The sequence below is a fragment of the Sphingobacterium bovistauri genome (assembly GCF_020295405.1).
GTDB lineage: Bacteria > Bacteroidota > Bacteroidia > Sphingobacteriales > Sphingobacteriaceae > Sphingobacterium > Sphingobacterium bovistauri.
This window is the reverse complement of sequence record NZ_JADEYP010000009.1, coordinates 72,446-99,367: the sequence shown is the minus strand read 5'-3', so window position 1 is coordinate 99,367 and position 26,922 is coordinate 72,446. Positions and strand designations below refer to the sequence as shown.

At 34.8% G+C, this 26,922-nt stretch carries 25 protein-coding genes and 1 other RNA gene; 18 read left to right on the top strand and 8 right to left on the bottom strand.

The features are described 5' to 3' along the window. Positions 1 to 33 precede the first annotated feature (33 nt). On the top strand, positions 34 to 1,710 hold the full coding sequence (locus tag IPZ78_RS06660; RefSeq protein WP_225552217.1) for a sodium/sugar symporter: 1,677 nt from the start codon (positions 34 to 36) through the stop codon (positions 1,708 to 1,710). A 49-nt stretch (positions 1,711 to 1,759) separates the two neighbouring features. Here IPZ78_RS06660 and IPZ78_RS06655 read toward each other — a convergent pair whose 3' ends face one another. Together IPZ78_RS06655 and IPZ78_RS06650 are read right to left on the bottom strand one after the other, a co-directional pair. After that, the gene (locus IPZ78_RS06655) at positions 1,760 to 2,404 is read right to left on the bottom strand and encodes an MgtC/SapB family protein (RefSeq protein WP_225552216.1); all 645 of its coding nucleotides are present in this window, start codon (positions 2,402 to 2,404) and stop codon (positions 1,760 to 1,762) included. A gap of 292 nt (positions 2,405 to 2,696) precedes the next feature. After that, positions 2,697 to 3,002, bottom strand: a complete 306-nt coding sequence (locus IPZ78_RS06650) for a hypothetical protein (protein ID WP_225552215.1) — start codon at positions 3,000 to 3,002, stop codon at positions 2,697 to 2,699. A 97-nt stretch (positions 3,003 to 3,099) separates the two neighbouring features. On the opposite strand from IPZ78_RS06650, the gene mazG reads away from it, so the two are divergent. Further along, the gene (mazG, locus tag IPZ78_RS06645) at positions 3,100 to 3,909 is read left to right on the top strand and encodes a nucleoside triphosphate pyrophosphohydrolase (protein ID WP_225552214.1); all 810 of its coding nucleotides are present in this window, start codon (positions 3,100 to 3,102) and stop codon (positions 3,907 to 3,909) included. Between the two features lie 25 nt (positions 3,910 to 3,934). Here the strand turns inward: mazG and IPZ78_RS06640 are convergent, their stop codons facing one another. Further along, on the bottom strand, positions 3,935 to 4,159 hold the full coding sequence (locus tag IPZ78_RS06640; RefSeq protein WP_225552213.1) for a hypothetical protein: 225 nt from the start codon (positions 4,157 to 4,159) through the stop codon (positions 3,935 to 3,937). A gap of 81 nt (positions 4,160 to 4,240) precedes the next feature. On the opposite strand from IPZ78_RS06640, the gene IPZ78_RS06635 reads away from it, so the two are divergent. From IPZ78_RS06635 to IPZ78_RS06615, 5 genes are all read left to right on the top strand, one after another. After that, positions 4,241 to 4,747, top strand: a complete 507-nt coding sequence (locus IPZ78_RS06635; RefSeq protein ID WP_225552212.1) for a pyridoxamine 5'-phosphate oxidase family protein — start codon at positions 4,241 to 4,243, stop codon at positions 4,745 to 4,747. A gap of 46 nt (positions 4,748 to 4,793) precedes the next feature. Next, positions 4,794 to 5,495, top strand: coding sequence for an ABC transporter ATP-binding protein (locus IPZ78_RS06630; RefSeq protein ID WP_225552211.1), 702 nt, complete (start codon positions 4,794 to 4,796; stop codon positions 5,493 to 5,495). Continuing rightward, complete coding sequence (locus IPZ78_RS06625; protein WP_225552210.1) at positions 5,476 to 6,426, top strand: efflux RND transporter periplasmic adaptor subunit; 951 nt, start codon at positions 5,476 to 5,478, stop codon at positions 6,424 to 6,426. Before IPZ78_RS06630 ends, IPZ78_RS06625 begins: the two co-directional genes overlap by 20 nt. Positions 6,427 to 6,496: 70 nt before the next feature. Further along, positions 6,497 to 7,561, top strand: coding sequence for an ABC transporter permease (locus tag IPZ78_RS17310; protein ID WP_225552209.1), 1,065 nt, complete (start codon positions 6,497 to 6,499; stop codon positions 7,559 to 7,561). A gap of 3 nt (positions 7,562 to 7,564) precedes the next feature. Further along, positions 7,565 to 8,833 (top strand): TolC family protein, encoded by a 1,269-nt coding sequence (locus IPZ78_RS06615; RefSeq protein WP_225552208.1) that lies wholly within the window; start codon positions 7,565 to 7,567, stop codon positions 8,831 to 8,833. A 47-nt stretch (positions 8,834 to 8,880) separates the two neighbouring features. On the opposite strand, the gene IPZ78_RS06610 is transcribed toward IPZ78_RS06615, so the two are convergent. Further along, on the bottom strand, positions 8,881 to 10,779 hold the full coding sequence (locus IPZ78_RS06610; protein ID WP_225552207.1) for a DUF2264 domain-containing protein: 1,899 nt from the start codon (positions 10,777 to 10,779) through the stop codon (positions 8,881 to 8,883). A gap of 26 nt (positions 10,780 to 10,805) precedes the next feature. After that, entirely contained in the window at positions 10,806 to 11,924 is a 1,119-nt protein-coding gene (locus IPZ78_RS06605) for a glycoside hydrolase family 88/105 protein (protein ID WP_225552206.1), read from the bottom strand. A gap of 108 nt (positions 11,925 to 12,032) precedes the next feature. Between IPZ78_RS06605 and IPZ78_RS06600 the strand changes: the two genes are divergently transcribed. Then, a complete protein-coding gene (locus IPZ78_RS06600) occupies positions 12,033 to 12,704 on the top strand; it encodes a hypothetical protein (protein ID WP_225552205.1) in 672 nt (223 codons plus the stop codon). A 57-nt stretch (positions 12,705 to 12,761) separates the two neighbouring features. On the opposite strand, the gene leuS is transcribed toward IPZ78_RS06600, so the two are convergent. Next, a complete protein-coding gene (gene leuS, locus IPZ78_RS06595; protein WP_225552204.1) occupies positions 12,762 to 15,545 on the bottom strand; it encodes a leucine--tRNA ligase in 2,784 nt (927 codons plus the stop codon). A gap of 222 nt (positions 15,546 to 15,767) precedes the next feature. Here leuS and IPZ78_RS06590 point away from each other — a divergent pair, with 222 nt between their 5' ends. The 5 genes from IPZ78_RS06590 to IPZ78_RS06570 are packed head-to-tail and all read left to right on the top strand — an operon-like array spanning position 15,768 to position 19,439. Continuing rightward, positions 15,768 to 16,646, top strand: coding sequence for a cell division protein FtsX (locus tag IPZ78_RS06590; protein WP_225552203.1), 879 nt, complete (start codon positions 15,768 to 15,770; stop codon positions 16,644 to 16,646). 32 nt (positions 16,647 to 16,678) lie between these two features. Beyond that, positions 16,679 to 16,909, top strand: coding sequence for a DUF3098 domain-containing protein (locus tag IPZ78_RS06585; RefSeq protein ID WP_225552202.1), 231 nt, complete (start codon positions 16,679 to 16,681; stop codon positions 16,907 to 16,909). A 14-nt stretch (positions 16,910 to 16,923) separates the two neighbouring features. Continuing rightward, positions 16,924 to 17,718: an undecaprenyl-diphosphate phosphatase gene (locus IPZ78_RS06580; RefSeq protein WP_225552201.1), complete on the top strand. Its 795-nt coding sequence runs from the start codon at positions 16,924 to 16,926 to the stop codon at positions 17,716 to 17,718. Then, positions 17,718 to 18,443: a tRNA pseudouridine(55) synthase TruB gene (truB, locus tag IPZ78_RS06575; RefSeq protein ID WP_225552200.1), complete on the top strand. Its 726-nt coding sequence runs from the start codon at positions 17,718 to 17,720 to the stop codon at positions 18,441 to 18,443. The genes IPZ78_RS06580 and truB overlap by 1 nt, the downstream gene beginning before the upstream one ends. Positions 18,444 to 18,452: 9 nt before the next feature. Further along, positions 18,453 to 19,439, top strand: coding sequence for a bifunctional riboflavin kinase/FAD synthetase (locus IPZ78_RS06570; protein ID WP_225552199.1), 987 nt, complete (start codon positions 18,453 to 18,455; stop codon positions 19,437 to 19,439). A gap of 51 nt (positions 19,440 to 19,490) precedes the next feature. Here IPZ78_RS06570 and IPZ78_RS06565 read toward each other — a convergent pair whose 3' ends face one another. Both IPZ78_RS06565 and IPZ78_RS06560 read right to left on the bottom strand, forming a co-directional pair. Beyond that, positions 19,491 to 21,401, bottom strand: a complete 1,911-nt coding sequence (locus IPZ78_RS06565) for an amidophosphoribosyltransferase (protein WP_225552198.1) — start codon at positions 21,399 to 21,401, stop codon at positions 19,491 to 19,493. A 171-nt stretch (positions 21,402 to 21,572) separates the two neighbouring features. Continuing rightward, positions 21,573 to 22,892 (bottom strand): ammonium transporter, encoded by a 1,320-nt coding sequence (locus IPZ78_RS06560; RefSeq protein WP_225552197.1) that lies wholly within the window; start codon positions 22,890 to 22,892, stop codon positions 21,573 to 21,575. Between the two features lie 237 nt (positions 22,893 to 23,129). Here IPZ78_RS06560 and IPZ78_RS06555 point away from each other — a divergent pair, with 237 nt between their 5' ends. The 5 genes from IPZ78_RS06555 (at position 23,130) to ssrA (ending at position 26,813) form a co-directional block, all read left to right on the top strand. Continuing rightward, positions 23,130 to 23,960 carry an AraC family transcriptional regulator gene (locus IPZ78_RS06555; RefSeq protein WP_225552196.1) on the top strand — a complete coding sequence of 277 codons (831 nt, stop codon included), beginning with the start codon at positions 23,130 to 23,132 and terminating at the stop codon, positions 23,958 to 23,960. Positions 23,961 to 24,054: 94 nt separating this feature from the next. Continuing rightward, a complete protein-coding gene (gene ygiD, locus IPZ78_RS06550) occupies positions 24,055 to 24,939 on the top strand; it encodes a 4,5-DOPA-extradiol-dioxygenase (RefSeq protein WP_225552195.1) in 885 nt (294 codons plus the stop codon). 113 nt (positions 24,940 to 25,052) lie between these two features. Then, positions 25,053 to 25,610 (top strand): hypothetical protein, encoded by a 558-nt coding sequence (locus tag IPZ78_RS06545; protein ID WP_225552194.1) that lies wholly within the window; start codon positions 25,053 to 25,055, stop codon positions 25,608 to 25,610. Positions 25,611 to 25,647: 37 nt separating this feature from the next. Further along, entirely contained in the window at positions 25,648 to 26,385 is a 738-nt protein-coding gene (locus tag IPZ78_RS06540) for a class I SAM-dependent methyltransferase (protein ID WP_225552193.1), read from the top strand. A 60-nt stretch (positions 26,386 to 26,445) separates the two neighbouring features. Next, positions 26,446 to 26,813, top strand: a transfer-messenger RNA (tmRNA) gene (gene ssrA / locus IPZ78_RS06535). The last annotated feature ends 109 nt before the right edge of the window (positions 26,814 to 26,922 follow it).

Genomic DNA, 26,922 nt, shown 5'->3' with positions numbered 1-26,922 from the left:
CCTAAACTTTTTTTTAAAAACCAACTTAATATTATGAAATTTCAAGATTACATTGTTTTTTTCGTCTATTTTATAATAGTCGCAGGATATGGCTTATACATATATTATAAGAAAAAATCAGCTGTACAAGATTCGAAAGATTATTTCTTAGCAGAAGGCTCTCTCACTTGGTGGGCTATTGGAGCATCCCTAATAGCTTCCAACATTTCTGCCGAGCAGTTTATTGGAATGAGTGGATCAGGCTATACTATCGGATTAGCTATCGCCGCTTATGAGTGGATGGCGGCTATAACCCTAATTGTGGTGGCTATATTTTTTATGCCAGTATATCTTAAAAATAAGATATTTACCATGCCACAATTTTTACATCAACGATATAACGGCACAGTAGCGATGATCATGGCGGTATTTTGGTTGATGCTATATATCGTTGTTAATTTGATGTCAATACTCTTTCTTGGAGCAGTTGCAATCTCTGGTATTTCAGGATTAGACGTCACTTTATGTATTATTTTACTTTCCATTTTCTCGGTTATAATCACTTTAGGTGGCATGAAAGTAATTGGATATACTGACGTAATTCAGGTATTGGTATTAGTTATTGGAGGGTTTGTTGCAACATATATCGCACTAAATATAGTATCTGAAGGACAAGGATTTTTTACAGGTTTATCAAAATTACAATCAGGTGCTTCTGAACACTTTGATATGATCTTTACACCTGACAAAAAAGGTTATATGGACTTACCAGGTATTAGTGTATTAATCGGCGGAATGTGGATTGCAAACTTAAGCTATTGGGGCTGTAACCAATACATTACACAAAGAGCTCTAGGTGCTTCCCTACCTACAGCCCGTAATGGTTTGTTATTTGCTGCATTTTTGAAAATGCTAATGCCACTCATTGTTGTGATACCAGGTATAGCTGTATATTATATCATAAAACATGATATGGATGCAATTCATCCAGACTTATTATTAACAAGTAGTGGTACACAAGACCCCAATAAGGCATACTCGGCATTACTTACGCTATTGCCCACTGGACTTAAGGGGCTATCGTTCGCTGCGTTAACTGCCGCTATTGTCGCGTCGTTAGCTGGAAAAGCGAATAGTATAGCTACAATCTTTACTTTAGACATTTATAAAAAAGCTATTAATAAAGATGCAAGCGAGGCAAAATTAGTGAAGGTTGGTAAGGTATCAGTTATGGTATCGATGCTGTTAGGTACATTGCTTGCACTAATAGTAGGTAATGAATTAATGGGAGAAGGAAAACAAGGATTCCAATATATCCAAGAATACACAGGTTTTGTTTCTCCAGGAATATTCGCAATGTTTATTTTAGGGTTCTTCTGGAAGAAAACCACTTCAAATGCAGCTTTATTTGCAACCATTGGTGGTTTTATTTTCTCTGTGATTTTGAAGTTCTCCGGACAACTGATGGATTTGGAATTCCTTTCGGCAATCAATTTCGCTATACCTAATGCAGAAGGTGTTTATGAAATTCCATTTATGGACAGAATGACTTTAGTTTTCTTATTCTGTGTTGTAGGTATGGTAATCATAAGTCTTTATGAAAATGCAAAAGGAGTCGTTCCGAATGGTCTAGAAATAGATACTAAAATGTTTAGAATGTCCCCTACTTTCTTAGTGCTATCTTTACTAATAATCGGAGTAACAGCTGCATTATACATTGCATTCTGGTAATAAAAATATAGGGTAAAAAAAAAGGCGCTCATTTATTGAGCGCCTTTTTTTACATATTACTAAATGCATAAACATATTCCAATTGAATAATAGATTCATTGAGAATACGTACCTTTTGTTTCTTTCCCGAAACCTCAAATACAACCTCCAACCTATTATCATCCTTTTCCATTCCTTTACGCACAGCTTCAACTTGATGAGTTTTCAAAAACTGTTCAAATGCTCTTAAATGCTCAATTGAATTATCTTTAAATGTGATATGCAAGGTACGCGTAAGGAATATACTAGCTAGAAGGGTTTCAATCTTTTGGAATAATGACAAAATAACAACCATAACTACAGCTAACGAAATCCCTACTAAATGTTGTCCAAATCCAACCAACATTCCAATAGCCGCCATTGTCCATATCACAGCAGCGGTTGTCAATCCCTGCACCGAAAAGCGACCTTGATATATCACTCCAGCTCCTAAGAAACCGATCCCTGTTACAATATTTGCAGCAATTCGATCATCAGACAAATTACCTAGACGAGAGGCTATCGTAAAAATTGTCGCTCCAAAACATATTAAAATTACCGTTCGGAATCCAGCAGATTTATTTTTGTATTCGCGTTCTAAACCTACTATTGCTCCGCAACAAATTGAAATTAAAACTGAATGGAAATATTCATTATCAAGTAAAAAGTCTAACATATTCGATGATTTGATATTTAAATCAAATAAACATAATTATTTATAAAAAGCATACAACTAAGATTACTTTAATATTGAAAACTTATTGACTATTGAATTTCAGACAGCAATCGTCAACAGATCTTCCTCTTGATCCTCTGAATCACTCAGCAGTTTTTCGACAGCGTCAGTCCAAAAATCACACATATTTTGTTATAATTTTATCTAAATCTAGAGCAATAAAAAAAATCATGCTGCACGATAAGTCGATGTAAAGGATTACACCCCACAATTATCCTGTTGTAAAAAAACACTAGCTTTGACTCTTTGATTGAATCTCCAAATTAATAATGATTTCACGTTTTTTACCTTCTATCAAGGAAAGATTACCTACGACAAACACACCTTTTGTTCCTGTATTCTGATTTCGTAAACCATAAACAGTTGATTCATCACTTGGGTTAGTATTTCCTTCATATCGATACAAATAGTCAATCACATAATCCGCTGAATTATCTAACAATTCATTAAAATCTATATTAAAATCATCCCGATACCCCAAATCGCTTAATTCTTGCAATGCTACAACGACAGATTGATAATCAAATTTTGTTTCCATACTTCCTCATTTTTATACTTATTATAGCATAACAACTTAACACCCTATTGTGTTTAGATTAATTCATTTATACTTAGATTTGCACAAAACTTACACTATGGCACACCCAGCTCCACAAACACAACATACGCCTGCATTAGCATTCGATCGGTTAATAACTGTTATGAATACTTTACGTATCGAATGTCCTTGGGATAAGAAGCAAACTTTAGAAAGTCTACGTCATTTGACTATTGAAGAAACGTATGAATTGGCGGATGCCATATTAGAGAATGACTTAGACGAAATCAAAAATGAATTAGGTGATTTGCTGATGCATATGGTTTTCTATGCTAAAATCGCTGAAGAGCAAGAAGCTTTTAATATCACCGATGCATTAAATGCTGTGTGTGACAAATTAATAACACGTCACCCCCATATTTATGGGGATACTATAGTGAACGATGAGGAAGACGTAAAAGCAAATTGGGAACAGATTAAACTTAAAGAGGGCAATAAATCTGTACTTGCGGGAGTTCCAAAAAGTCTACCTGCTTTGGTCAAAGCTTATCGAATTCAAGATAAAGTACGTGGGGTCGGTTTTGATTGGGATGATAAAACTGAGGTTTGGAAAAAAGTAGAAGAAGAATTACAGGAATTCAAAAACGAGTATAATATCGTTGAGCATAAACATATTGACCTAGAGAAGGCTGAACAAGAATTTGGTGATCTTCTATTTGCGCTTACCAATTATGCTAGACATATCGGAATTAATCCAGAAAACGCATTAGAGCGTACTAATAAAAAATTCATCAATCGTTTCAACTATCTCGAAGCAAAAGCCAGCGAGAGAAATCTAAAATTACCAGAAATGACATTAGATGAAATGGACGTGTTTTGGAATGAAGCTAAATCAAAAGGACTCTAAACAGAGTCCTTTTTCAGTTAGTGTGTTATTTTTTGCTTTTTTTAGCTTTGTGATCAAAAGAGTTCCGTTCGTTATTAATGTGGTAAGTAAAATTTGTACAGATAATTATATCATTCGCATCAAAATGTTTCACAATACCATTATCTTCCATAGCTACCACCCAACATGAATTTTGATGCATACCATAATCAATAATAAACAGGGCATGCCCCCTTCCAATTGGGGTATCTACATAAATAGTTGGATTCATTTGTAATATCATAACTATCAATCTCCTTTTCTATAAAACATATTTATAGCAGAAATTGTTCTAAAGAAAAACATTAACGTCATGAGCAACGAAAATTTAAGTAATAAAGAAGCTATCGATAAGTTAAAAGATTTGGTTAATCGCATAGACATCGCGATGATGATTTCCTTTCCAAAAAATAGTCATTATCCATATATGACCCCTATGAGTAGACAAGAAGTTGATGACGACGGTGATATTTGGTATCTTATATCTTCCGAAAGTGAAACATCTAAAAATTTGCAATCAAACAATAAAATTTCTCTAGCATTTGGTGATCCAGGATCATACACATTCTTAAGTATTGATGGAATTGCTGAGCTATCACAGGATAAATCTAAAATCGACAAGTATTGGAGCAAATTCATGGAGGTATATTTTGAGAAAGGAAAAGAAGATCCAAGTATTCGTGTTTTAAGAGTAACACCTGTAGAATCACATTATTGGGATTCTAAAACTAATAAGTTTATGACATTGATTAAAGTTGCTTCTGCTGCAATTTCAGGGCAAAAAATTGACATTGGACGTGAGGGTGAATTAAATATTTAATATATTTATTGAAATTCGTTATTTCTCTAAAGATTTATAGCTGCTAATGACAACAGAAATCGTAAAATTAAACGACGTAAATAAAATTTACAAAACTGGAGACACGACAATAACAGCTTTAGATAAAACATCTATTAGTTTCGAAACAAGCAAATTAACACTAATCATGGGGCCATCAGGAAGTGGAAAGACAACATTACTTTCTATTTTGGGTTGTGTCATTTACCCTACTTCGGGCCAAGTATTTTATAAAGAAAAAGAAGTTACCAATCTAAAAGAGTCTAAATTAGCAGAACTACGCCTACGTGAAATTGGCTTTGTATTTCAACAATTCAATTTGATAGAACCGTTAAATGCGCTGGAAAATGTTATGCAACCGTTAATTTTGCAAGGTATTTCAAAATCTGAAGCTGCGGAAAAAGCGAAGAAAGCATTAGATGAAGTAGGATTATCGGATCGAATATACAATCTACCTAAAAAATTAAGCGGAGGCCAAAAACAGCGTGTTGCCATCGCTCGAGCTTTAGTCACAAATCCATCCATGATACTTTGTGACGAACCAACGGCTTCTTTGGATGCTAAAAGTGCTGAAGTGATTATGGATGAGTTGAAATCTCTAGCTTCTAAAGGTAAAGCGGTAATAATAGTTACACATGATTTACGTTTGCGAAAATTCGCAGACAAAATTATATATGTTGAAGAAGGACAAGTTTCCAATACCATAAAGAATGAAGAAGATTATAAATAAGCTAAGTATCTTTACACTAACCATCACATTACTTAATTCTTGTTCTTCTGAAAAGAAAGAGAAAGAAAATAGTATGACAAATGAACAAATACTAAATGCAATAACTGATGTTAAAGCTATTGGCAAAGTAGTTCCCGCAGATGACATCGCTATTATATCAAGTATTACATCAGGCAGAGTAAGTAAAATACATGTTAATGAAGGAGATTCAGTTTATGAAAACCAACTTATCATTGAATTAGAATCAGGAAATTCTTCATTAGATATTGAACAGGCTATAGCTCAATTTAACAGTATTCGAGCTAAAAACAACACTCTGATAGAAGACATTTCTAAAGCAGAGATCTACGCAAATGAATTAAAAGAAAAATACGAAACCTCAAAAAAGTTATTCGAAAGAAACGCTGAAACAAAGGAAAATCTTGACACAGATTATTCCACTTGGCAGCAACAGCTAGCTGATTTAAGAGGCTTACGTCAAAATTTGAAAGCACAAAGAATTACAGAAACTGAACAACAAATTCAAGTTAATAAAGTAAAGAATAGCAATGCTAATTTCAATGTTAAAGCCCCAACCTCCGGCACTATTACGGACTTAACTGCCAAATTAGGACAAAGTGTAGGAGCTTCACAAGAATTAGGCAAAATAATAAATATCAAGAACCCGATAATAGAGGCTGAAGTAGATGAATTGTTTGCTAATGATATTAAAGTTGGACAAAAGGTATTTATATCTCCTATAGGCAGACAAGACACCATCGCTACTGGTGAAGTCTTTTTTACAAATCCTATCTTATCAAATAAATCAATTCTATATGAAACAGCAAACGAGGGTGAAGATAGACGTGTTCGAAAAATTAAAATCAAATTAGAACAAGGTAATAACCTAACTATCAACGCTAAAGTTGATTGCAGTATAAGAATCAGATAATATGCTAAAATTAGCTTTTAAGTTTATAAAGTTCGACAAGGCCAAAAGTATTGGTATTATCACTGCTATTGTGATAAGCATCTTTTTAATTGGCCAACAGCTAAGCTTACTATTCTTTCTAATGGGCTTGATGGGAAATCTTGTTGGCAATGCTCCGATAACAGATAAACAACTATGGATAATTGAAGCTCAAAGTACAAATGTAAATGCTGTTAATGCCATTGACCAGCGTTTAGTACAACAAATTGCCAGTCTTCCTGAAGTAGAATCTACCTTTCCAGTAGTATTAGCCCCTGGACAAGCTTCATTCTTGGACGGCAAGACTGCTGGAGTAACTTTAGTCGGTGCAAACTCCCCTCAATTTATTATGGGACCTATTCCAGATAAAATCGAAGAAGGTAATTTATCAGACTTAGTACAACCATTCTCCGTTTCAGCAGAACTCTATAACGCAAAAACTTGGAAAACTGACTTATACCTCAACAAACCAATTGAAATAAATGGTAAAAGTGCAAAAATCGGAGTAATTACGAAAAATGCACAAGCCTTTGGTGCTAGTCTGATGTACACATCAATGGAAAATGCAATAGTTTTAGGCAATGCCTCCCCTTCCAAGGTCAGTATCATAATCGCCAATCTAAAGAATGCAGAAGAGAAAGAAAAAGTCCAGCAAGATATTGAGCAACTATTCCCACAATTACGTGCTTGGGACGCACAAAAACTCAAAAGCTCTACAGTTAAAGAGATTTTAATTAGCTCAAACATGGGCATGAGCTTTGGTACATTAGTTATATTTGCTATGATCAGTGGATTTTTTATTATAGGACTAACATTATATTCTTCAGCCCTTGATCGTATTAAAGACTATGGTACATTAAAAGCTATAGGCGCAACAAAAGGCTATGTAAATAAGTTGATTATCGCACAGGCATTTTTGTATGCTGTTATAGGTTATATGATAGCCATCCTCCTGCTCTTTGGATTCAAATATGGAGTTGCTAACTCAGGTTTAGCAATCGATATTACATGGGGATTTGCACTTTTCCTTCTATTTATCACACTATTAATTTCTGTAGGTGGTTCTTTATTCGCTGTACGTAAGATTGCAAAACTAGAACCTGCCTCAGTATTTTAACCTATGAAAAAATTAACATTCTACATACTCTTGGCTTTCCCTGGCTTTTTGAATGCACAATCATTGAGTATTGAACAGTTGTGGATGCATGCAAACCAAAATTTGCTATATCAACAGAATCAACTCAAAACACAAATTGTACAACAAGAATTATTAGAAATAAAATCAAATAGAATCCCTGTATTTTATATTGATGCAAATATACAGCGTAATTTAATAATCCCTACAACACCAGTCCCTGCAATTGCATTTGATCCAAAAGCAGAAGATGGCGCCATAATCCCACTTAGATTTGCGACCAAATGGTCTTCTAAAGCAGGTGTACAAGTAGAATGGAATATTTTTGATCCCAAGCGTAAAGTAGAAGAACAGCAGAAATCTTTGGAAATTGAAAAATCAACATTGGATCAACAGTTGGCAACACAAAATTGGAAAAGCGATGCCACACTAGCATATGCTTCTATTGTATTTGCGACCGAGCAGTATAAGTTGACAGCAGCGGATACTAAACTTTACGAAGAGATTGTCGCAATTAGTAAAGAGCGATATGATGCAGGCAGAGAGCCATCTTCTACATATATTGTAGCACAACAGGAACTGGAAAGACATCAAATCCAAGTTTATGATTCCTGGTCGGTATTACAAGATGCTGATCAAGAATTACGCAAATACACAAATTTGGATAGTATTCAACACTTAACATCCAACTTTGCAGAGATTATCCTAATGATTAAAAACTTAGATAATGCAAATTATGATATTAAATCCCTTGAAATAGACAAAAATATTTCAGCATTACAATTAGCATCAATAAAAAGACAGCTTCTTCCTTCTTTAACTTTTAACGGCTATTTAGGTCAACAATATTTTAGTAATGAATTAAAATTGGCGCGCAAAGAAGAGTGGTATGGTAATAGTTTTGTGAATTTAGCCTTGCGAATTCCTCTTTCAGGCTATTTTATAACACAACCAAGTATCAAAAAGATTTCCTTAAATGCTAAACTAATAGACAAGCAAATTCAAGAGATAGCACGTAATGAGGAAATCGAAAACAATCAAAACAATTTGAAAACCATAGCTGCGGAGAAAAAAATTGAAGCATACAAAAAAATTGAAACACTTGCCTTACAAAATAAAAACGAACAGCATGAAGCGTATAAAGGAGGAAGAATTTTACTTACTGCATACAGCGAAGCGTTGAAAAATTACCACAAGGCAAAGCAAGATCTGTGGCAAGCACAGTTTGATTTATTAAAGACACTATTGAATTAAATAACTATAAAAATATAATAATCATAACTTTATAAAAAGATAATTTATCACAAATCTGATTTACTCCATTTTTCCCCACTTTTTTTGAACAAGAGCATGGTTTCAAATATATGGTTCTCGTCTTTAATTTTAGATGAGGTCTGAATAACATAACTTGTTTTAGATTCTGGATGTAAACCAATAGCTTTTTCAATTTTTACTTTATCCCATCCTTTTAATGGAATTAAGGCCAACTGATATTTTCCGTTATCAATTACTGTTACTTTATAACTTCCAATCGTTACTTCTGATAGTCGCATTGGTTTTCCCACAAATTCAGGAAGGGCGTAATGTCCGAAATTGACTTGCTTCCCACTTGCATTTACTAAGGTGTCCTTGCGTACGATTCCATTATGTTTCATATAATCACCCAAGCGCATGTGTACTGTGGTATCTGCAGCCCAAATAGCTTTCCTGTTGTACACATTATCTTTATAACTCTGAAAAATATAGTAACGAAAAGTTTCAAATAAGCTGCCTGATGTAGAAATGGCATAATTCATCGACACCACACCTTCCTTCGTATCAGCTTGCCACGGAAATACACTATTGTAAGATAATTTAGTGTAATTTTCTGTCCCCTCATAATACCCCTTCTTCCATGTTTGACTCCATGAACGAATTTCCGAAGCACCAATATTTGCATAATCTGTAATTAAGACTTTAGAGCCTTCCGAATATTTTTGAACTATTTTTTGTTTTACTATCTCCTTATTCCATGCCCCATTATTTTCTTTAGCTGTCCAGAATATATTATCCTTTGGCAAGAGCAAAGAAGTTATAAAAACTTTTCCTAACCAAAACACACTTGCTCTACAACTATATTCCTGCACAGCAGGCTCAAATGCGCCATAAAAACCTAATGTTGGCAAATTATCTTTCATAAAATCAGGGTGTTTTAAAAATTGTAAAACTGTACCTGAAACTATTCTGCGCATCCAGCCAAAATTTATATCCTTCTTATCGTCCAAGTGAGCCAATAATGGAAGTGGAGAAGATGCCCCCATGCGGTAAGCTATACTTCTGCCATACATAATCATTCTGCCATCAGCATCAAACATATACGGATAAATGTTACCTAAATCCCTCAAATTTGCCAAATATTGATTGGCCATTTCAGGATAATGCCTTTTACCAAATAACTCAGACCAAAGTCCACCAAACATTTGAAATCCCCACATACTGTAGTAGTCGTAATACGGACTATCGGTATACCATCCTTGTCCCTTATAATCATTTAAGCATTTTTCCAGCAATGATTTTAGCAGCACTTCGTTTACCGTATATCCTTCATCCTTGAAGAAACTCAATATAAAAATATTGAAAAAGCGCCAATTCATGTCAATAGTAGGGCCGTCACCATAACTCAACATCAAATGTGCCAATTGATCTTTTTGTTCTTTGGTCAGCGGATCCCACAATACTTCTTCAGCTGCTTTCAGCGATATAGCTAAAGCACCAAACTCCACCAAAATCTGACTTGGGCCACCATTCTTTGCACGTAGTGCAATATAACCCTTGCTTTTAGGATTTGATAATTTCAAAATTTGATTACGATAATAATCTGCCAAAGCTATATTTTGGAGCTTTAAGTTAGGCTCCTCTTTAAGTAATGGTGAAGCTAGAAAAAGTGTTCTAACTAATCCCTCTAATAATTCCGTCGCATTGTGTTTTCCATCACGGGGATAACTTTTACCCGGTTGCTTTGGAAAAATAAATGGATCATCGACAGTTTTAACATAAGAAAAAGCACCATTAAGCAAATATTTAGCTGCATCTTTCCAATGCTCTCTATTCATTCCAGTTAAAGGGCTCAATTTATAATCAGGATTTTTAACTTCAAATACTACTTGAGCCTGACTTGATAAGCATGAACATAATAGTACAAAACCTATGATAAATCGCATAATTCTAAAAATTAGGTTGATTAATTTCACTTTACAAAACGATACATCTCAGCTGCAGCCAATAAAAAAGCACCTACACCAAATGGAGCTGTAGAATTCTGATCAACGATCTGCCCTGGAATAGCACGTTCGCCTATGGGTTGTACATACCCTAGATGACCATTTTGTTGTAATGCAACTTGATTTAAATATGTCCAGGATTTTCGCACTACAGGTAAATACTCCCTCTTACTCAAATATCCATTATTTATTCCCCAGAGAATACCATATGTAAAAAAAGCTGTACCACTTGTTTCGGGACCCGGTGCATGATTTTTATCTAACATACTGCGTGTCCAGTATCCTTCTGGTTGTTGCACATTTTTAACCGCCATAGCCATCTTTACAAACCTATCCTTAAATGAAGATTTATATTTCGAATCCTTAGGCAGGTCTTGTAGTACCTTAGCTAATCCAGCCAATACCCAACCATCTCCTCTAGCCCAAAAATCCTTTTTACCATTAGCCGATTTATGCTTAGGATACACGTATTTAGCATCGCGATAATAAAGATTTTCATCATTATCAAACATGATACTATTTGCATATTCAAAATATGCATTTAGCTTATCTAAATATTGCTCGTCACCTGTTAGCTTATAAAGCTTCGTCATGACAGGCATAACCATATACAAACCATCGGCCCACCACCAATAATCATTCTGATGTGTACTCATTTGATAACTCATCACTTCCTTGGCGCGCGCTATTTTGTAATCTGCGGGTTGCATATTATACAAATCGATGTAGGTCTGGAAGCAAATTTGCCAATCACCAAACAACACATAGTCATCCTTCTCGCCATAACTATATTTCCACTCAGATTTGTTATTTGACTTTGCACCTTGCCATTGATTATATTCAGCCCATCTGATTGAATAATTTAAATAATCCTTATTTTTAGTGATTCTATAAACCTCGATATTCCCCGTATGATAAGCTGCAATATCCCAAAAAGCCCATTTATCTGGTGAATTTTTCTTTTGCCAATAGGTATTAGTCAAATTCAAAACATGTAAAACGTCTTTCTTCTTTGGTAATTTTTGTGAAAAGGTTAATATGGGAACAATAAAAAGTACCAGCAATAGCTTTAGCCTTGAATTCATAGGTTGATGTTAAGTATAATCGATTAAAACCTTAAGATAAGAGGTTAATATTTCATTTCAAAATTAGGTTAAATTTTAATTATATTTAGGTAATATCAAAGGATTCGCATGAAAATAAACATCCCCAACCCGTGTAGAGAGAAATACGATAGCATGTCCCCTACCGATCTTGGAAGGATGTGTAAAGTCTGTAATACTGAAGTGGTAGATTTTACCAATTGGAAAACTAAAGATATAGTGAACTATATCCAAAAATCTAATCAGAAGGTGTGTGGTAAGTTAAAACCTTCGCTACTAGAAAAAAACTATTCTATCAGAGGGATAAATTGGCTAGCTATTAATGCTACCCTTCTTTTATTTGGAAGTTGGATTACAATAAAAGCTGAACACAAATTAAATTCGAAATTAATTTATGAATCTAATGACAATCAGATACAAATTCATAATGCAGTAAATGACTCTATTCAATTTATATTTAAGGATACAAAAGGAAAAAATATTCCAGGAGTAATTCTTAAAAATATACAAACTAATGAAATATTTACTTCTGATATTAACGGAATAGTCATTTTACCTTCATTTAATTACGAAAAAAATATTCTTAAAGCATCTTGCAATGGATATCAATTCGAAAATATTCAAGCGAATAAAAAAACAAAAAAAATGAATATAGTTTTACGGGATGAAGATTTTACCGTCGGTTCTGTCGAATTCAATTATCCACTTAAACATCGAATCAAGAGATTTTTTAATATCTTCTCAATAAAAGATGAAGAATAAATTAAAAAAGCCTCGAAAAAATAATTTCGAGGCTTTACTTTATATCATTGAAGCTAATTAAACTACGATATTAATAATCTTACCTTTTACAAAAATGAGCTTCTTGACAGATTTACCATCCAAATAACGTTGAACATCTGCATTGGCTAATACAATTTCTTCTACCGTTTTAGCATCCAAATCTAACGCCAATGGAAGATTCATTTTCATCTTACCATTTACCGATACAGGATAAGCAAATTCTGATTCCACCAAATAGTCCGGATTAAATTTTGGATATGCTGCATACGAGATTGTACCTGCTTCATTACCTAATAATGACCACAATTCTTCAGTGATATGTGGAGCGTAAGGTTCCAACACAACGATTAAGTCTTGAAGGATTTTACGCTTGTTGCATTTCAAATCTGTCAACTCATTCACACAAATCATAAAGGCAGAAACTGAAGTATTGAACGAGAAACGCTCGATGTCATCTTCCACTTTTTTGATGATTTTGTGCAAAGCTTTGTATTCCGCTTTCGTAGGCTCTTCATCCGACACATTGAAGTTTCCTTCTGCATCATGGAACAAACGCCACACCTTACGTAAGAATTTATATACCCCCTCAATACCATTTGTATTCCAAGGCTTTGACTGCTCCAGTGGACCTAAAAACATCTCGTACAAACGTAAAGTATCCGCACCAAAATTCGCAATAATATCATCTGGATTTACGACGTTGAATTTTGATTTTGACATTTTCTCCACCTCAGTACCACAGATGTATTTTCCATCTTCTAACACAAATTCTGCATCCGCAAAATCAGGACGGAATAATTTGAATTTCTCTGTATCCAAAATATCGTTGCTCACGATATTTACATCAACGTGTAATGGAATGGTATTGAACTGATCTCTCAAGCCTAAAGAGACGAATTTATTTGTACCCCTACCTTCTTCATCCAACGCACGGTAAACAAAGTTCGAACGACCTTGAATCATACCTTGGTTAATCAACTTTTTGAAAGGTTCTGCCTCATTGTGGAAACCTAAATCTTTCAAAAACTTATTCCAAAAGCGTGAGTACAACAAGTGACCTGTAGCATGCTCAGAACCACCAATGTATAAATCTACTGCTTTCCAATAATCTACAGCTTCTTTTGAAGCAAAGTCGCCTGTATTTTGAGGATCCATATAGCGAAACCAATACCATGACGAACCCGCCCAACCTGGCATCGTACTCAATTCGTATTCGTATTGATCTTGGTATTTCCAATTTTCGGCACGACCTAAAGGTGGCTCTCCTGTTTCTGTAGGCAAATATTTATCTACCTCAGGAAGCAATAATGGCAATTCCCCTTCTTTAATCAAATACGGTAAACCATTTTTGAAATAAACTGGAACTGGTTCTCCCCAATAACGTTGACGACCAAAAATCGCATCACGCATACGGAAGTTAATTTTTGCTTTACCTAATTTCAACTCTTCCAACTTCGCAATTAAAGCAGGAACAGCCTCTTGATAAGTCATTCCGTTGATAAAACCTGAATTGATGTATTTACCATCCTTATTTGAGTCCGCTTCTTCTTCGATATTTTGAGAATCCGAAATCGGAATAATTGGCAAATTAAAATGTTTCGCAAATACATAATCACGTTGATCGCCTGATGGAACTGCCATGACAGCACCTGTTCCATACCCTGCCAACACGTAATCTGCAATCCAGATTTGTACGTCTTCACCCGTGATTGGATGCTTAGCGTATGAACCTGTAAAAGCACCTGAGACAGTTTTCGTATCTGCCATACGATCTAACTCTGACTTTTTCGAAGTTTTATCGATATATGACTCTATTTCAGATTCTTGCCCCACTGTTGTTAAAGCAGAAACCAACTCGTGTTCTGGAGCTAACACAACGAATGAAACACCAAAAACAGTATCTACACGTGTGGTAAAAACTTCAATATTCGTATCCAATTGTGGAACAGGAAACTTCACCGTTGCGCCTACAGACTTACCAATCCAGTTACGTTGCATCTCAATCAATGGCTCTGGCCAATCGATCGTATCCAATCCGCGTAATAAACGGTCAGCATATGCCGTGATACGCATAGACCATTGCATCATTTTCTTTTGCTCAACTGGATATCCTCCACGCTCAGACACCCCATTGATCACCTCATCATTTGCCAATACCGTACCTAGTGCTGCACACCAGTTTACTGTAGATTCGCGTAGATAAGCTAGTCTATATTTTAAGATTTCTCTCTGTTGTTGTTCTTCCGAAAATGCTTTCCATTCAGCAGCCGTAAAAACAGAGATGTCCTCATCAGATTCTGCTTTAATATTTTGTGATCCAGAAGTTTCAAACTTCTCAATTAAAGTTTCAATTGACTCCGCCTTATCCGTATCCTTATTGTACCAAGCATCAAACAACTGCATAAAAATCCATTGCGTCCACTTGTAATAAGATGGATCCGAAGTACGTACTTCACGCGACCAATCAAAGGAGAAACCAATATTGTCTAATTGCTCGCGGTAGCGATTGATATTTGTTTCAGTTGTGATCGCTGGATGTTGTCCCGTCTGGATTGCATATTGCTCCGCAGGAAGACCAAAGGAGTCATACCCCATTGGATGCAATACATTAAAACCTTTTAATCTTTTGTAGCGTGAAAAAATATCTGAGGCGATATAGCCCAGCGGATGTCCAACGTGTAATCCTGCTCCCGAAGGATAAGGGAACATATCTAATACATAATATTTAGGCTTTTCTGTAGACTCAGACGTCTTAAACGTTGCGTTCTCAGCCCAGAATTTTTGCCACTTCTGCTCAATTGATTTATGCGAATAATCCATTTCTTGTACCTTATAAAAGAATTGCGAAAATAGCGATTTTAAGCCAATTTTTGAAGATAACTTTTCGTTATCAATAATATTTTTGGGATATTAGATAGATATAGTTAATTCAAAAAGTAAATAAATGTTAAATATGCATCAATTAATGGAGATAAGTTGATATTTATTCAATTAAAACCATCTAAAATCCTTACTTTCGCACTATTAAAAAACAAAAGCTTTATGTCAGAAATAGAACAAGGCTCTCCAAGAAAAAAAACAAAATCAGTATACATTTCAACTGTAATTAGTATTGCATTGGTTTTGCTAATGACAGGACTTCTAGGGTTAATTTTAGTACATGCTAAAAACCTATCTAAGTATGTAAAGGAAAATATTGTCTTGAATGTCATTGTGAATGACAATGTCAACGAAGGTGATGTATTGTCTTTACAGAAGGACTTGGAAAAGGAAAATTACGTATTACGCACAGAATATGTTTCTAAAGAACTGGCGGCAAAAAACCTAAAAGAAGACTTGGGTGAAGATTTCGTTGAATATTTAGGAACAAACCCTCTTTTACCTTCTATCGATATTTATTTAAAAGAGCAATATGCTAATGCAGATAGTATCCAGCCATTTATTGATAAAGTAGCTAACAACAGTCGTGTTAAAGAGATCGTTTATCAGGAATCTTTAATTGATATGGTGAACAAAAACATCCGTATCATTTCGATCGTTGTATTAGCATTTACTGTCATCTTGTTGATTATCGCAATTGCTTTGATCAATAACACTATTCGTTTAGCTATTTACTCGCAACGTTTTTTAATCAAGAGTATGCAGTTAATAGGTGCGACAAAGGGCTTCATCCGCAAACCTTATATTATTTATGGAATCGTTCACGGCCTAATAGGTGCATTGATTGCTATTTTATTACTAATATTCACATTACAGTTTGCACAAAAGCAAGTTCCTGAAATCGTATTTTTACAAAACTGGGGACAATTTATCACAATTTTTATTATTGTAGTTGCCTTAGGTATCCTAATTTCTTCGTTAAGTACATATTTTGCTGTGACTAAATACCTTAAAGCAAAATCAAATAGTCTTTACCGTTAATTGACCAACCTAAAATTTTGAAATAGATTATTATGTCAGAAAATAAAAATAATTCAAATTCAAACAAAAGTACTGGATTTGTATTTCAAAAAATTAATTACCAATTATTCATTGCTAGTATTCTAGTTGTTGCTATTGGATTCATTTTGATGATGGGTACAGAGGATATTTATAGCTTCACTAAAATTACTTTAGCACCTCTTGTTGTTACATTAGGATTTGCTTTAGGTTTTGTATCCATATTGTATAAACCCAAAAAGTAATCAAATAATATATAATGAACTATTTTGAAGCTATTATTTTAGCAATAATAGAAGGACTTACGGAATTCCTTCCAGTCTCTTCAACAGGGCACATGATTATTGGCTCGGCATTAATGGGCTTAGAGCCATCTGCTTTTGTCAAGTTATTTACCATTGTCATTCAACTAGGAACTATCTTATCCGTATTAGTTTTATACTGGAAAAGATTTTTTAAATCGATGGACTTTTACTACAAGCTTGTGATAGCAGCGATTCCTGCATCTATACTTGGGTTAGTATTAAACGATTTTATTGATTCTTTGCTAGAAAGTCCAATGATGGTAGGCGTCATGCTGGTTATTGGTGGTATCATTTTATTATTTGTAGACAAATGGTTCAATAAACCAACTATTGATATTTCAGACGAAATATCGTTCAAACAAGCTTTCATAATTGGTTGTTACCAATGTTTAGCTCTGATCCCCGGTACTTCACGATCAGCTAGTACAATTGTCGGTGGTATGACTCAAAAATTGACACGTAAAGCAGCAGCAGAATTTTCATTTTTTCTAGCGATTCCTATGATGTTAGGAGCGTCTGCTGTTAAATTGTATAAGTTTTTCAAAGAAGGTCATACATTTACCGGAGAGGAAATCAACCTACTTATCGTAGGTAATATTGTTGGCTTTGTGGTTGCCATAATTGCCATCAAAACATTTATAGATTTACTAACGAAATACGGCTTCAAGTTATTTGGTTGGTATAGAATTGTGGTTGGATTAGTGATAATAGCTATGCTTTTAAGTGGTCATAGCTTACAGATTGTTTAATGGAGAACATTCAAAAGAAAGATAAAAAATTTGCATTTGCTGAAGGTGAAGTATTGCTGGTAGATAAACCAGTGACATGGACTAGCTTTGATGTCGTAGGTAAACTTCGCAACACAATGAAGCCCCTAAAACTAAAAGTAGGACATGCAGGAACTCTCGATCCTTTAGCGACAGGATTATTAATAGTTTGTACGGGAAAATTAACCAAACAAATTGATTCCTTTCAGGCAGAACATAAAGAATATACAGGGACGATTACTTTGGGAGCTACTACCCCATCTTATGACTTGGAAACAGAAATTGATCAAACTTTTGATATTACAAATATTACAGAGAATGATATTATTGCTGCAGCCAAAACTTTCGAAGGAGAAATTGAACAATTTCCTCCTGCACATTCGGCATTAAAGATCAATGGCGAACGTGTCTACGAAAAGGCAAGACGTGGTGAGGAAGTTGAGTTAAAAGCACGAAAAGTAACAATAACATTATTTGAAATAGAAAAAATTGAGATGCCTAACATTTTTTTCAAAATCAAATGCTCTAAAGGTACTTATATTCGTTCTATTGCAAATGACTTTGGAAAAGTACTTAATAACGGATCCTATTTATCCAGTTTGAGACGTACTATGAGTGGAAATTTTCACGTCGATCAAGCTTGGAATTTAGAAGAACTTATTGAAGCTATTCGAGAACAGAAATCAACTGATATTCAACCAGCATAGTATTATTCGATGAAAATATATAGAAGCTTAGAAGAATTTGAGCCACTAGAAAATGCTATCGTTACCATTGGTACTTTTGACGGTGTGCATATCGGTCATCAAAAAATACTTAAAAAATTAGTCGATTGTGCTAAAGAAACATGTGGTGAAACAGTGTTATTGACTTTTTTTCCTCATCCTAGATTAATACTAAACCCCAACGACGATAGCTTACGTTTAATTAATGATATTGAAGAAAAAGCGCATCAGCTAGCTCTGTGCGGTATTGACCACTTAATCATTACACCATTTACACGTGATTTTTCTAATTTGAGTGCTGAAGAGTACATTCGAAATGTACTGGTCGACAAATTAGGAACCAAAACGATTATCATTGGCTATGATCATCATTTTGGAAAAGACCGTAAAGGAACAATAAAAGATTTATTGCATTTTGCTCATATTTTTGATTTTCAAGTATTAGAAATTGCAAAGCAAGATATTGAAGACGTTGCCGTTTCATCGACACGCATCAGGGAAGCATTAATTAAAGGTGATATTGAAATTGCCAACAGGTACTTAGGTTATCCATTTGAATTGACCGGAACTGTAGAAAAAGGTGATCAAATTGGACGTCAAATTGGATTTCCGACAGCAAACCTCAACGTTCATGAATCACATAAACTAATACCTGCGTACGGGATTTACGCTGCGGAAGTGGACATCTACCCTAGTGTTCCACAAATAATAACTGGTGAATACAAAGAAAATCCAATCATAAAAAAAGCATACGGCATGTGTTATATCGGCACTAGACCTACTGTAGATGGGATGACTCGTAAAATCGAAGTAAACGTATTAGATTTTGAAGGTGATCTGTACAGTAGCACAGTACGTATACGCTTCAAGAAATTTATTCGTGGAGACGAAAGATATGACTCTCTAGAAGAATTGCAACAACAAATCAAATTAGACGAAGAAGCAATAAGAACTTTTTTTGATCAAAATAACTCTTAATAAAAAAGCCTTAATCAAATGATTAAGGCTTTTTTATTATATATGGCTCAATTAATTACTGAAATAAGCCCTTACATTTTTTCCTTCCACCCAGTTCATATAAGCACGATTTACGGTCTTATTACCACCTGGTGTTGGATAATCACCTGAAAAATACCAATCACCTTTGTGATTTGGACATGCAACATGTAAGTTATCTAAGGTTTGGAAGATAATTTCCAATTCTGCATTCAAATTATGTGGTTTTACAATTCGTCCAATTTCTTCAGATATTTCTTCATCCGTAAATGGCTCATAAATTGCTTTCACATAATTCTCTACCTCATCTTTAGGTAATGTAACTGAAGCAAGACATTTTTGATAGACCTCATCAATAATATGAGACATACCATTTTTCTTCAATAAATTAATTGCTGCCTCAAATGCAACGAATTCTCCCATGCGAGACATATCGATACCATAACAGTCTGGATATCTAATTTGAGGAGCAGACGAAACAACAATGATTCTCTTCGGATGTAAACGATCCAAAATTGTCAAAATTGACTGTTTCAACGTCGTACCACGGACAATTGAATCATCAATAGCTACAATTGTATCCTCATGATCACGTACAATACCATAAGTCGTATCATAAACGTGTTGTACCATATCTTGACGATCTGCATCTTGCGTGATGAAGGTACGCAGTTTAGCATCTTTGATATTCAATTTTTCAAATCTTGGATGCAAGCTCAGTATTTCATTCATTTCCTCATCAGAGATCTTCTCATCACGATTCAATAAAACTTCTTTTTGGTAATCACGCACATATTTATTCATTCCCTCCATCATGCCATAGTATGATACTTCTGCTGTATTAGGAATAAATGAGAATACCGTATTTTTTATATCATTATTAATAGATTTCAACACTTGCGAACATAACAATTTACCTAATTGTTTACGCTCTTGGTAGATATCTGCATCTGATCCACGTGAGAAATAAATACGTTCAAACGAACAAGATTTTTGTTCGGTTGGCTGTCTAAACATCTCTTCAGTTACAGTACCATCTTTTTTCGCGATAAGTGCATGACCTGGTTTAATTTCTTTGACAGCACCCAAAGGAATATTGAAGGCTGTTTGAATAACCGGACGCTCCGAAGCAACCACAAGCACCTCGTCATCTTGGTAATAAAATGCTGGACGAATACCCGATGGATCGCGCATCACAAAAGCATCACCATGCCCCATAATACCAGCAATAGTATACCCCCCATCCCAAGTTTTCGCTGAACGAGTCAGAATTTTAGCTACATCAAGATTTTTACCTATTTGAGCCGAAATTTCGATATTTGAATAGCCATCCTTTTTGAATTGATCAAACAACTCTTGATTTTCATCATCTAAGAAATGTCCTATTTTTTCTAACACCGTAACCGTATCCGCCTGCTCCTTAGGGTGTTGACCTAAATCATACAATTGTTGCAACAACTCATCAACATTAGTCATGTTGAAATTACCTGCAACAACCAAATTTCTTGTCATCCAGTTATTTTGACGCAAGAAAGGGTGGCAACTTTCAATACTATTTTTACCATGAGTACCATAGCGCAAATGCCCTAATAATACCTCACCCGTAAAACTAACATTATCCTTTAGCCATTGTGTGTCTTTAGATTCTTTAGGATAAGCCTTTTGAACAGCAGCAAATTTCTTCTGCACATATTCAAAAATATCGGCCACAGCCGTAGAACCCATTGCGCGATAACGACTGATGTACCTATTTCCAGGTTTTACATCAAATTTAATAGTAGCAATACCCGCTCCATCTTGACCACGGTTATGTTGCTTCTCCATAAGGAGATACAATTTATTGATTCCGTAGTAAGGAGTTCCATATTTTTCTTGATAATATGAGAGGGGTTTTAGTAATCTGATTAGTGCGATACCACACTCGTGTTTTATAGCGTCACTCATAGCTTGAATTGATGATGCAAAGGTACAAAAATTACAAACTACAAATACTACATCATATATTTTTTTGTAGTAAAAAAATACTCGACCATGTGTTATGGTCGAGTAAACATAATTTAGATAATATTAAGGAGGGTTATTTATTTCAATTTCAATTATTTTTTAAGACACAACCTAAAGCTTTTCACCATGTTGTGACAAATCTAGACCAATTTCTTCATCTTCTTCCTTTACACGAATTGGAGTTATCGTATCTACCACTTTCAACAATATAAATGCTACCACTAAAGTGAAGGCAGTAGCGCCTACTAACCCAATTAGATGCGAAACAAATAAACCAGTCTCTCCATAGTATAAACCATTCGTTTCTACTACACTGTTGATTGAACTGTGCGCAAACACACCTGTCAAAAGCATACCCACCATACCTCCTACTCCATGACTAGGGAATACATCTAATGTATCATCCAAGTTTGATTTAGTTCTCCAAGCAATACATAATCTACTCACTATCGCTGCTACAGCACCTATGACTAGTGAGTGAGGCACAGTTACAAAACCTGCTGCTGGGGTAATCGCTACAAGACCTACTACTACACCAATACAAACCCCCATTGCTGATGGCTTAACACCTTTAGCTGCATCAAAAAAGATATATGTCAACGCTGCTGCAGCTGAAGCTGTTGATGTCGTTGCTAAAGCAGTAGCTGCTAATTGAGTTGCACCAAAAGCCGACCCTGCATTAAAGCCATACCATCCAAACCATAGTAAACCTGTACCTAATAATACATAAGTAATACGCGCGGGTGTATGTTCTTTAAATTGTTTACCATGTTTCATATAAATCGCAGCCGCTAGCGCTGTCAATCCTGCTGACATATGTACTACAGTACCACCAGCAAAATCCAATACGCCTAATTTGAACAACAAACCATCCGGATGCCATGTGGAATGTGCTAATGGAGCGTAAATGAATACAAAAAATAAACATATAAATAATACATACGAAGTAAATTTGATACGCTCAGCTACCGCACCAGTAATTAATGCTGGAGTTATGATAGCAAATTTCAATTGGTACATAGCAAATAATGTAAATGGAATTGTAGGAGCTCCTGGCCAAGGAGGACCATCGACCACACCATTAAACATAAAATATGTACTAGGATTACCGATTATCCCGCCTACAGATTCACCGAACACTAACGAGAAACCAAATACAACCCAGAGCACGGCCACTACTGCCATACAGATAAAACTCTGCAGCATGGTAGAAATTACATTCTTTTTCTTAACCATGCCACCATAAAAGTACGCTAAGCCGGGCGTCATAATTAACACTAAGCCAGTAGACGCTAACATCCAAGCAACATCAGCACCATTATACTCGTAGATTTTACTTGAATCTGGAACACCAGGAAAAAATAAACACAGAATCACTAAAATTGCTATAACAATTAGTGGGATTGGGGATTTTTTTTGATTAGTTTGCATATTATTTTTGGTTAATTTTCAATCATAACCCAAAGTAAATGCAAAAATTTCACAAAAACAAAAGAAAAATTAATTTTTTACCAATTATTTGTTAATAAAAATATTAAAAACATCATTTTACAAAAAAAATATTACAAAAAACACAAATAAACAACCTAACACAATTTAAAAACATCTTAAAATCAATATTTTTTTATATTTTTTGAATATTAATAGCAAAAAAGTACCTTTATATATATGCACGAGCTATTTAACATCTTCAAAATAGACAATTCATTGGTTGAATCCATTGCAAACAACCCCAATATTCCACATCAGCACAATTATGAAGAACTAATTATTGTATTAAGAGGAAAATTGAGTCATTTTATTGATTACAAAACTCAAAATTTAGAAGCTCCATGCATATCATTTGTGACAAAAGGCAAAATTCATCGTCTACAGCCAGAAATACTCGATAATGAATTTGAAGGTTGGGCTATTCGATTCAAAAGTGAATTTATACCCGAAATCACTTTTCAACTGTACAATTACTATCATGACAGAGCAAACTTTCGACTTTTAGACCATAAATCCGCATCAAGACTCCACATCTTATGTCAATTGATCTTTGAGGAACACACAAGCGACACGCAAGAACTATCAATCATCAAAGAACTACTTTCGGCATTATTTACTATCATCGAAAGCGAACGCAAAAAAGCACACACGGACGACAATAATATCACGAACAATCAAAACACAACTTTCAAAACTTTTTTACAGATATTGGAAGAAAATTTCAGGAGACCAGAGGGGGTGAATTTCTATGCGGAGAAATTGTTCATGAGCAGCAAGTCTTTAAATAACATCACTCAACATATCCTACATCTTCCTGTATCTGAGATTATCGAAACTCGCAAACTTATTGAGGCAAAGAAGTTACTTTTTACCACAGACAAAAGTATTGCTGAAATTGGTTTTGAATTAGGTTATCAAGACAAAGCCTATTTTACGAGTGTATTTAAAAAGAAATCAGGACAAACACCAAGTGAATTTCGGGAAGAAATGAAATCCTTACTTTCCTAATATCACAACATTTTTTCCAAAAAGTCATACCTACAGCTATTCCTTTATTAAGATCTTTGCATGAGTAATTGAGAAAGACACTATGCAAGAAGAAATGAATAGAAAACAATTTTTAGCTGCAGCTGCTGTATTACCTTTATCTGGAGCAGCGTATAAATTAAGTAAATTACACAATTTTTCTACTCAATTAGAAAACACGAGCAAAATGCCTGTTCTTTTTTTAGGACATGGTAGCCCCATGAATGCTATAGAAGAAAACGAATTTGTACAAGGTTTCCGAGATATTAGCAAAAAAATAGAAAAACCAAAAGCCATTCTTGTTGTGTCAGCACACTGGGAAACACGCGGTACATTTGTTACAGCAATGGATATGCCTAAAACTATTCATGATTTTGGTGGATTTCCACAAGAATTATTTGACGTACAATACCCTGCACCCGGAAGTCCTGAATTAGCACAATTAACAAAGGAAATTATTACCTCAACTGACATACATTTGGATGATAAGTGGGGATTAGATCACGGGGCTTGGTCTGTAATCAAGCATTTGTATCCAGATGCAGATGTACCGGTTATCCAAATGAGTATTGACTATACACAACCTCCTGCATACCATTATAAATTAGCCAAAGAGCTCACTGCGCTACGCAGTAAAGGGGTCTTGATTGTAGGAAGCGGTAATAATGTACACAATTTACGCATGGTATCATGGAAACATTTGAATAGCACTGGATATGCATACGACTGGGCGAAATACGCTGACGAAACAATGAAATCGTATATCCGTGAAGGAAATCACAACCCATTAATTGAATACCACAAGCAGGGAAAGGAATTTGAATTAGCGATCCCCACTCCTGAGCATTATATACCGATGTTGTATGCACTAGGCCTACAAGACAAAAATGAAAATATTGATATTTTCAACGATCAAGCAATCGGAGGATCATTAACAATGACATCATTCAAAATTGGTTAACAATATTAAATCTATCTACCCAAACTAAGACAGGAGTTTAATTAATTTAAACTCCTGTTCTGATTTTAACCTATTGTATTCTTTTGTATATTTAATAATTAAAATTTTAAATTATGAAAAGTTTATATCTCATTTTTCCTTTATTTCTTATTTTTTCTTGCCAACAAAACCCACAAAGCAACAAAACGATTAATGATGATCATAAAATTATAGATAGTTTACCAAAAGATAATCTAAACATCAGAAATCAAATTGACTCGTCTAAGGTAAAAGAGTGGCTTACCACCACAATCCTTAACTTTTTCCAGAATGAGAATCAAGATATGCAACAAATCACCACTGCTGAGTACTACGAATTTAAAATGGATGCTATGAATGTTGATATGGGGTCTCAAGGAAGTTTGTCCGAACAAGAGTTTATAAAAAAATGGGGCAACAAATACAATTTACAGCTCCACCCTATACAAACAGGATTTCTAATATCGGGTCAAGATTGGGGTAAAATTAGCCTTAAAGATATCAGTGTAAAGAAGATCAATCAGAGCCAAAATTCAATCGTATATCGATTAATCATTAGAGATGATGAATTTCAAGTAGACTACGACAGAGACATCACTGTAGTGCAAAATAATGGTCAAAATCTAATATCTGACGTATTGGAATACGACTAGAAATACCTTAACTTTATATGAACTAAGCATTTGAACCATGAAAGATCACTTCTCGACATCACCTGAACAATATGCGAAATACAGACCCGATTACCCTCAAACTATATTTGACTTTATATATCCTTTGCTGAATGAAAAGTCAGTAGCTTGGGATTGTGGAACTGGAAATGGACAAATAGCACGTGAACTTTCTAAAGATTTTAAACTTGTTGAAGCCACAGACATTAGTAAACAGCAATTAGAACATGCTTTTATTGCAGAAAACATCAATTACTCAGCCCAACCTGCCGAAAAAACAAACTTTACTGATAATACCTTTGACTTAATAACCGTTGCACAAGCCGTGCACTGGTTTGATTTTGATAAATTTAATACGGAAGTGAAAAGAGTTGGTAAACCTAATAGCATAATTGCTTTGATTGGTTATGAACTATTTAATATTACACCAGAAATAGACGCTGTGATCAACCATTTTTACAAGAATATAATTGGTCCCTTTTGGCTTCCCGAACGCAAACATATACAAGAAAGGTATCAAAAAATACCATTCCCCTTCCGAGAATTGGAAACACCAGAAATAAACAACATCAAACTGTGGAAATATGAACACTTAATTGGCTACCTCAATACCTGGTCTGCTGTCAAACATTTTAAAGAAAAAAACAAGTATAATCCAATCGATGATATTGAAAATGATTTAAAAAATGCTTGGGGTAGTTCAGAAATAAGACGTGTCATATTCCCTATTATATTTCGAGTAGGGCGCGTAAAATAAAGCTATCGCTTGTTTGTCTATGACATTTTAAGTATCTTCGCAAATCATAATCAGAATATTGGGGTCGACCGGAATTGACAGGATAGCGATGGTTATGTAAGCATGTAGTGCGTTGTTAGTAGAGCACTTTAATCTGAACTTTCACACTTATAACTGGCGAAGAAAACTACGCCTTAGCTGCTTAAGTTAGACTTAACATAGCTATTTGTCCCGTTAGATCCTGTTCTTTGGTTTAACAATAGGGGCATCGATCTATAGAACTGGTCACTGTGATTTTGCTAAGCAGTGATGAGACTCAGCAAATACGGAGAACGGTATAGGTAAGCGACTCACCTTCCCTCTCTCGACAATCAAAGAGAAGCTAAACATGTAGAAAGCGTAAATCATACTATGTTTGGACGAGGGTTCGAATCCCTCCGACTCCACAGAACAAATTGTTAATCAGCGGATTACAAAAGACACACCCAAAAACACACCCAGTTTCGGGTGTGTTTTTTTTTAAAACTAATTTAGAATAATAAATAATGTTAAATCCAA